At 63.1% G+C, this 8,506-nt stretch carries 5 protein-coding genes and 2 pseudogenes; 1 reads left to right on the top strand and 6 read right to left on the bottom strand.

The features are described 5' to 3' along the window. A partial coding sequence (locus tag BH683_RS12625) for an acyl-CoA dehydrogenase family protein (RefSeq protein ID WP_281492306.1) occupies positions 1–283 on the top strand: 283 nt, incomplete at its 5' end. A 1,963-nt stretch (positions 284–2,246) separates the two neighbouring features. Here the strand turns inward: BH683_RS12625 and BH683_RS12615 are convergent. The 6 genes and pseudogenes from BH683_RS12615 to BH683_RS12585 form a co-directional block, all read right to left on the bottom strand. After that, the gene (locus tag BH683_RS12615; protein ID WP_281492305.1) at positions 2,247–2,486 is read right to left on the bottom strand and encodes a hypothetical protein; all 240 of its coding nucleotides are present in this window, start codon (positions 2,484–2,486) and stop codon (positions 2,247–2,249) included. 73 nt (positions 2,487–2,559) lie between these two features. Beyond that, a pseudogene (locus tag BH683_RS12610) lies at positions 2,560–3,305 on the bottom strand (IS21 family transposase); the annotation flags it as partial. 242 nt (positions 3,306–3,547) lie between these two features. Beyond that, positions 3,548–4,517, bottom strand: a pseudogene (locus BH683_RS12605) (IS3 family transposase); the annotation flags it as partial. Positions 4,518–4,686: 169 nt separating this feature from the next. Beyond that, positions 4,687–5,181 (bottom strand): hypothetical protein, encoded by a 495-nt coding sequence (locus BH683_RS12595; RefSeq protein ID WP_084836594.1) that lies wholly within the window; start codon positions 5,179–5,181, stop codon positions 4,687–4,689. Then, positions 5,178–7,637 (bottom strand): nitrate reductase, encoded by a 2,460-nt coding sequence (locus BH683_RS12590; protein ID WP_084836593.1) that lies wholly within the window; start codon positions 7,635–7,637, stop codon positions 5,178–5,180. Before BH683_RS12590 ends, BH683_RS12595 begins: the two co-directional genes overlap by 4 nt. A 101-nt stretch (positions 7,638–7,738) precedes the next feature. Beyond that, positions 7,739–8,248, bottom strand: a complete 510-nt coding sequence (locus tag BH683_RS12585) for a MarR family transcriptional regulator (protein WP_084836592.1) — start codon at positions 8,246–8,248, stop codon at positions 7,739–7,741. Positions 8,249–8,506 lie beyond the last annotated feature (258 nt).

Raw genomic sequence — 8,506 nt, 5'->3', positions numbered from 1 at the left:
CATGGCGATGAAGATCGAGGCCGCCCGGCTGATGGTCTACACCTCCGCCGCGCGTGCCGAGCGCGGAGAGAAAAACCTCGGGTTCATCTCTGCGGCGGCCAAGTGTTTCGCCTCCGATGTCGCCATGGAGGTCACCACCGACGCCGTGCAACTCTTCGGTGGCGCCGGTTACACCCGCGATTTCCCGGTAGAGCGCATGATGCGTGATGCCAAGATCACCCAGATCTACGAGGGCACCAACCAGATCCAGCGCGTGGTGATGTCGCGCGCACTCCTCAAGTGAGGCCGAACCACTCCACGCGCGTTAGGGCAGCTCGTCGCCATTGCCTTCCAGACAGGGCTGACACGCGCACCCGACGACGGGACCGACCGGATGCCGAACCCCTCGACCGCACGCATCACGCAAACATTCTGCCCGAGTCAGCCAACGTAGCGGAGGATCCATTGTCTCTCCGGCGTTTGCCAGGCCATCCGAGTTAACTGGTCATAGCAGCTGCTCCGACGGATTGGGGTGTTCCAAGCTCAACCCGGAGCCGACATAGTTACCGATTATCGGCGCGCGGTCCGCCGTAATGACCTTCCGCTTTTCAGATAAAAGTAACACCAGGTGAAAACGGTTTGCCCAGGTCAGACCGGTCCGCACCCGCCCGTTCAGACCTTCGGACCACCCCATCCGGGATCTTTGCCCCATGGCGGGTGCCCCATATGCCCCATAGATGACGCCTCCCGGACTGACCAGTGGGTCCGTGCGACACGTCAACTCGGTTTTGATTGCTCCAACCGGCTCCCGAACGGCAGCCCTCCGCTGGAATATCTACATATCTGGGCAAGTATGGGAAAAACTAGATACTCCACCAGACATCCCCAGATATCGCAGTTGAAGATCTGCGCCTGCTCGGTCCGCGCAGGGCACCGACGCCGAATGAGAGTTTCCCGTATTGGGCGCCCCGGGTTCGCCGTGACATCGTCCCAGTCAAGGCCAGCGCCTTGAGCCGCCGTAATATCTAAAATCGGCGTAACCCTTTGTAGCACAACGTCCTTCGTCGATAGTGACGAAACGAACCTTGGATCAAGACCTGCGCCAGGCGTGCCAATGCGGGCTTCAGTTAAAGAGTGTACCCAGATCGAACGAACCGATACTTGATCCTCCGCCACTGGACCCGGAGGTTGACCCACCTCCTGGTGTCTCCTCGCATCCGGTGACGACGAGCTGCTGTGGGGTGGGGGCTCTGTCAGCAGTCTGCGGACCCGTGCGAATACGGAACCAGATCGTCTTCGTTCCGTCGGCTGATGCCGGTGGAGCATCGACCGCGGTCTTCAGGTCGATGGTCCTTTCGGTGACGAATCCTTCAGGCTGTGCGCTGCCGTTATACGGGTTGCCAGATCCCCATGGCAGAATCCCCGGAGCGAGACCCGACGTGAGGTACGGAGACTCGGTGCCGACCCACCTGGCGATTGGCCACGGAATGCCGTTGACCGCACGCCACGGTGTCGGCATGCTCGCCGGAAGCTGGGTGGCGTTGACCAACGCCACATCATTCTCCTGCTCGAACCACCAATCAGGCTGGTAGTTTGTCGAATTCGTGTGATTGATCTCCGTGATCGTGGCGGTGCAGTTGCCGTTATTGGCGCCACCGATCTCCGTGCCTTTGGTCGCAGCAGATGCAGCGCCGGCCCCGGCAAACGACGCGACAACCGTGGCAGCAGCAGCCGCACAAAGTCCTGTAATTTCTGATCGCTTCATGTTTCGCCCTCTCAACGTGATCAGGACGCTGTTGCCGCGTCCGCTGCTTACTCACGGTAGGGCGATCCGCCTGGTCGCGAACCGCTTTCCGGAGATCTGATTAATCAAATCCACTCGCCAGCGCCGCATCGCGAACCAGCGCCAGACGTTCCCCAGCCCTAGCACCTCATCATTGGTAGGCCCCAGGCGGTCGGACATGAACCATTTCGTTGCCGTGGCCAGGGCCTTCGGCGGACACCCGCCGGCGCACTTCAATCGCTTCGTCGAGCCGCACGGCCCGTGCAGGGTTACGACGACCGACGGGCTCGAGGATGTGCCATGGTGCGCGAGGGTGCCCCGACTGTCTTCGTTATGGCGCGCTCGACTAGCAATCCCCGCTTGATATAGCAATGTCATCAGCTATGGCAACAAAGATCGCTATTGAGTACTTTGATGACCTTGACGGTGATTCCATAGATCCGCAGAACGCGGTCAGAATCGAATGATCCTGGCAAGGAACCGATTACGAGTTGGACACCACGACCGCACACCTTGACAAGATCGAAAACGGGCGCGTTCCGATGGCCACCCTTGGCCACCGGGAACGCGCCGCGGCTTTGCGTCGGGTGCGGATGTTGGAGGCATCGCGGGCAGCGATCTCCGTCTCGACCAGGGTCCGCACCACCTCTTCGGGGGTCCAGCGGTGGGTTTTCGCGGTCAGCAGGACTTCGGGTGCGGTGCGGCGGCTCGTCGCCAACTTCAACCGGCGCAGGGCAAGGTCCAGATCGGCTGGTAGTTCCGGGATCGTCTGTGTGCTGTTGTAGGTGCCTTAGCGGTCATGAGGAGGCCTCGCTATCGGTGGCCGGGGTGTGTTTGTAGGCCTGCAGCGATCTGGTCGGCGCCGAGGGGAGGTCCACTATCAGGGCGTCGCCGGGTGGGCGTGGGGTGGGTGCTGCGGCGCCGGTGGCCAGGATGGAACGCACGTCAGCGGCCCGGAACCGTTTGAACGCCACCGCCCCGGTCAGCGCTTCGAGCAGCAGGGTGTCGCTGTAGGCCGCGCCCAACGCCAACAGTGCATCCAACTCCGAGCTCAGGCGGGTCTTGCCGATCGCGGCGGCACCGATGAGGAACTGCTCAGCGGGTTCACCGAGTGCGCAGAACCGTTTCTCCACAGCATTTTTCGGTCTGGGTCCGCGGTTCGGTGCCGGGCGTGGGCCGCCGTAGTGCTCATCGAGAATGATCGCTTCACCCGTGCGGCGAGCTGGTGATCGGCGACCACCTCTCCGGACTTCGGTTCGATGATCAGCAACCGGCCCGCGTCCTGCACGAGGGTGACGGTGGTTCCGATCAGCCGAGTGGGCACCGAGTAGCGGGCCGAGGCGTACCGGATGCACGAGAGTCGGTCGACTTTGCGGGTCACCGGCGGCGGCCCGACCTGCATCCGCAGAGAAGGTAACTGGCCCAACACGTCCCGCTCAGCCTCTAGTCGCTCGTTCGGGATGGCGAACGTATCCGAGTGCTGCCTAGAATCGACCTCGACGCACCACTTCCGGGCGGCTGCGTTGGCCTGATGCACATCCAGGACCACGTCGTCGCGGCCAGCCGCGACCTTGGCGAATCGGACGTATTGCGCGGCGCAGAGATCTTCACCGCGGTCGGCGTCCCGCGGTGTGGGCGCCGGGTGACTATCTGGTCATCGATTGGGCCGTCGTCGGCGGCCTGCACGTGTTCCGCGCTGTGCTCGCATTCTCCCGGTCGATCTCTTGACGCGTTCGTCGACCATGTTGGTGACTGCGTCGTAGTTGCGGGAGCGCTCAACGCACACCGCACCGACGTATACTGCGAACCGGCATCGGAATGATGAATAGTGTTGCCCAAGAACGGCTTACCTTCGAATCTGCGGAGTCTCTGCAGCGTGGCGAATCGCGGTGCGAACGAACGTGTCGGTCTTGGTCGATGAGCATTCCCAGCCCACGATCCGGCCAGCGTATGCATCGATAGCGAAACGCGGTGTACATGTGTGACCCACCGGCCATCGGCACGTACGTGAAGTCCGCGACGATCAGCTGGTTCGGTGCTGGGACCTTGAACTGCCGATCAACGAGGTCCGGTGCCCGCTCATCGGAGGGGTTGGCGACGGTTGTCCGTTCTCGTTTGCGGTGAGTGACTCCCTGCCAGCCGTTGCTGCGCATGAGCCGTTCCACCGTGCACCTCGCTACCGGTATGCCTTGTCGTTGCAGATGGGCCCACATCTTCACGGCCCCGTACAGCGATTCCGGTGGCCGTCTACCCTCGGCATCGGGTTCGTAGTAGCCGGCCATGATCTCGGTGATCGTGGTGTCCCACAGGGCCCGTTTAGACAGCGGTCGCGCCGCCCATGCGTAGAACGTTCTCGGGGAGATCTTCGCACCGTGTGCGGTCAGCACACGGCAGATCTGAGCGACCCCGAACCGAGCACGATGCTCGGCGATGAACGCGCACACTATTGCTGTCGCGGGTCGCTCTCCCACGCGAAGAAAGTCGTTACCGCCTTGAGGATTTCGACTGTCTCCTCCAACTCCGGGACTTTACGTTTGAGGGCGCGGACCTCAGCCGCTTCCTCCCGCGTGACCCCAGGCTTGTCGTCCTGAGCGACCTCCTGCTGGCGAACCCACTTACGTAGCGTTTCCGGTGTCAACTTCAACCGCTTGGCCGTGGCGGTGATCGCCGCGTACTCACTCGGATACTCATCTCGATGCTCGACCACCAACCGCACAGCCTTCGGCAGGGTTGCCTCGTCGTACTTCTTCGGCATGATGCCAACTTCCCTCACATGAAGGAGTGCACCAAACCCGGGGTCACTATCCGCATCGGACCACCAAAAGTCTGGGGCAGCTGTCGGTGTGATTTTTGCTCCGCACCGAGCGCGCCGTGCCATTGTGCTTCTGGGCAGTCCCCCTTGCCCACAAGAACGCAGCCAGGAGTTACGTGGCGAGCACCTGCGGGGACAGGGTTTTGACCATTGCATTGGCCCACCGCATCTGTCGCAGCGATTCGGGGTGGCATCGTTCGGCCAGATCGAGCAGGTGGGTGTTCTTCATGGCTTGCGTGCCTTGGGCGAGCAGTTCCCAATCCATCGCGACCCCGGCTGCGGTGCGGTAAAGGTGCCGCAGATCCACCAGGAGCAGCAGAGCCGGTTCGGGGCGCCGCCCGAGTGCCTCACTGAGCTGTTGCTGCATTGAGTCGGTCAGGGTGTGAGCGAGATCGACTGCGGCGGAGGGAGCTTTCAGGGTCAATCCGTATCGTGCTCCAGCGTCGCTGAGTTGCTCGATGTGGTCGTCGGACCAGTGTGCGAGATCGAGGGCGACGTGGTGGATTTCGTGCTCGACCCGATGGCGGGCAGCCACCGCACGCAGCAGTCGGGCCAGACCGATTTCGGAGCGGTGCAGCTCGGTCAGAGCCATCGTCAGGTGACTCATCGCTGCACCACCCGGTCGAGGCTGGTGGCCGCGGCCGTGCCCACTGTTGCTGGTGCTGCTGCGGGGTCGACGGGGGCTGAGGCGGTGTTGGTCGGCGCCGCAGAGGGCGCCGACCCCGTGGAGATCTTGCGGATCCCGGCGGCAGCAGTCTTGAACAAGGGTTGCTTCGAAGCCGGATCCCAGTCGGTGAGGGTGAGTTCATTGGCGGCCCGCTCATGTTGGGCGTGGGGGTTGCCAGTGTCCCAATACCCGTAGTGGAAGGGCACGAACACCACTCCTGGGCGGATGCCACTGACCCGGACGTGCACGCGGATCGACGAGCGTGGGGTGAACACCTCCACCAGGTCCCCTTCGGAGATGTCGTACCGGGCAGCGTCGGCGGCCGACACCTCCACCCACGGTTGCGGGGCGGCGTCCTGCAGTTGCGGAGCTCGTGCGGTTTTGGTGCGGGTGTGGAAATGGAACAGAGTACGTCCGGTGGTCAAGACCAGTGGGTGGTCGGCGTCGGGAACTTCGTGGGGTCGGACATAGTGGGCCGCTTTGACGATCGCTTTCGCGTCGGGGTTGAGCGCCCGGTAGTCGGTGGGTTCGACGGGGGCGCCGGTGACCAGGTCTTTGCCGTAACTCTCGCAATAGTCCGGTGCACTGAAAAAAGAGCCGCCCGCGTAGAGGCGTTCAGTTCCATCCGGGGCGTCGGCGGTGCAGGGCCACTGCACGCCATCACGCGTGCGGAGCATGTCGTAGCTCATGGCACTGTAGTCGCACGGTCGTCCGGCACTGCATTTCTTCCATGCCTCAAAGGCTGATTCGGCGTCCGTCCACGGCGGCAGCTGCTGTCCGTCGTTGTCCCGAAAGTTCATGCGCCGGGCGAAGTCGAGGAAAATGTCCAGATCCGGTCGCGCCTGCCCGGGCGGTTCGACGGCCTTGTCCGACAGGTGCACGGTGCGATCGACGTTGGTGAAGGTGCCGGTCTTTTCTGCCCAGGCCGCAGCGGGCAACACCACATCGGCGAGCTCGGTGGTTTCGGTGGGGAAGATGTCCTGGGCCACGACGAAGACCCGCTCTTGGCCGAGAATGGCGCGGATACGCGCCAACTCAGGCATCGACACGGCCGGATTGGTAGCACTGATCCACAACATACGAATCGAGCCCTGCTCGGCGTACCGAAACATTTGCATGGCATGGGTGGGCGGCGCGTAATGCGGAATCTGGTGGGAGTCGATGTTCCACAACCGCGCCAACTGTTCGATGTGTTCATCGTTGGACCAGTTCCGAAACCCTGCCAGGTCGCCGTCAGCACCGCATTCTCGGGTGTTCTGCGCAGTGGGTTGACCGTTCATCTGCAGCACACCGCAACCGGGCGCACCGAGCATTCCCCGCACCAGGTGCACATTGTTGACCTGCACCGCCGCAGCGGTGGCCTGGTGGGATTGATAAAACCCCTGAAGCACAGTGGACAACAACTTCTCCGCAGTGCCCAGAAGCCGTGCTGCTGAGCGAATGTCGGCGGCATCGAGTCCGCAGATGTCGGCGGCACGCTCGGGTGGGTACTCGGCGACACAGGCCTTGAGGTCAGCGAATCCCACGGTGTGAGCGTCCACGTACTGCTCGTCGATCCACCCCTGGGCGATGATGTCGTGCAGTAGTGCGTTCATCAAGGCCATGTTCGTTCCCGGGAGCGGCGCCAAGTGCACCGTGGCGTGTCGGGCCACCTCGGTCAGGCGGGGGTCCACGCACAGCAGTTTCGGCGGGTTGGGGCCCGCGAGGCGGTCCAGCATGCGGGTCCACAGCACGGTTTGCGTCTCGGCCACATTGTGGCCGTACAGCGCGATGACATCGGCGTGGTCGATGTCGGCATACGAGCCGGGTTGTCCGTCGCTGGCGAACGATTCTTTGAGGGCTTCGGCGGCTGTAGCAGTGCACAGCCGGGTGTTGCCGTCCACATGATTGGTGCCGATAGCCCCATGCGCGATGACCCCGAGGGTGTAGTACTCCTCCAAGAACAATTGGCCACTGGTGTAAAAGCCGATGGCGCTGGGACCTTGGTCATCGAGAAGGTGGCGGGTGTGCTCGACGATCCGGTCCATGGCGGTGTCCCAGTCCGTCTCGACAAGCACGCCGTCGACCCGCACCAGCGGCTGCGTCAACCGGTCTGGAGAACTGTTGGCCTGCCAACCGAACAGGTCCTTGGGACCCAGGCGTCCGTGATTGACCCGATCCATTTCGCGGCCGCGGACCCCGACGATCTGTTCATCTTTGACCGCGATATCGAACCCGTCGCCGTTGGAGTGCAACACCGACGCCGACCGCACCCACCGATCAACCTCTTCCTCTTTGATCCCGTCGGCCAGGTACATGTCTACCCGCGCCGGCCACGGCTGGCCGGGGCCGTATGGGGTTCGGGTACCCCACGGCTGCGCCACTCGATCGGTGCCAGTGCCGCGCTCCTGCTTCATCCTGCGCCCCTTCCATCCGTTTCGAACGCCTTCCCTACCCTTTCTGCTTACTCGCAATGCTTGCGGCAGCGCAATGGGTGGGGCAGCGGATGTGTCAGGTCCTACGTGATGGGTGGCCACAGCAGTGCGGCCGCTCCCCCTTCGGCGGGCTCGCCGGCGGCGGCCGCGAACTTGCGCAACGACGCCGCCAAACTCTGTCGGGCACTGGGTGTCATGGTGTGCAAGATCGACTCGACGGCCGCGCGTCGCCGGCCGTTGACCCCCTGCACCAGGGCTGACCCGGCGTCGGTCAGGGTCAGCGCCAGATGGCGGCGGTCCGTGGGAGAGTCGTAGCGATCGAGCAGGCCCGCTTTGTGCAACCGATCCACGGTACGGCTGGCGTTCGACGGATTGACATCAAGCTCGCGCGCCACCGCCGCAAGATTCACCTCATCGCGCGTGGCCAGCAACATCAACACCCGCAACTGCCCAATGGTCACGATTCCTTCGATATCAGCGATCGACGTTGCAGCAATCCCGACCAAGGCCCTCGACGCCGACAACACCGCATCCACCTGTGCATCAAACGATGCCGTTGCGGCCGAACCAGCCGATACCTCGCCTCTCGCCATACCCTTATCGTGCAGACTATCTTGCACAAGCGCAACAGTTGCGGGCCGGGCGCGACCGCGTGCTCGCGGCGGGAGAGGCGGGCGCGGCGCCGCTCCGTCACGTCGATGCCATCTGGCTATCGGTTCACCGCGTCCTCCATGAGACCTCACCCAGCACGTAGCCATGCTCGCTTGACGTAATCACTTACTACGAAACTTATGTCGTCGCCAATGACGTAGCTGTGGGCACATGCGGTGGTACACGCCTTCACCGTTCGG

It is taken from the genome of Williamsia sp. 1138 (assembly GCF_002095435.2).
GTDB lineage: Bacteria > Actinomycetota > Actinomycetes > Mycobacteriales > Mycobacteriaceae > Williamsia.
The sequence above is the reverse complement of the archived record's forward strand: the minus strand, read 5'-3'. Positions and strand labels throughout refer to the sequence as shown.

Excerpts from the sequence above, each read along its gene's own strand:
- BH683_RS12595 (WP_084836594.1), bottom strand. The coding sequence starts at position 5,181 with ATGAGTCACCTGACGATGGCTCTGACCGAGCTGCACCGCTCCGAAATC.
- BH683_RS12590 (WP_084836593.1), bottom strand. The coding sequence starts at position 7,637 with ATGAAGCAGGAGCGCGGCACTGGCACCGATCGAGTGGCGCAGCCGTGG.
- BH683_RS12585 (WP_084836592.1), bottom strand. The coding sequence starts at position 8,248 with ATGGCGAGAGGCGAGGTATCGGCTGGTTCGGCCGCAACGGCATCGTTT.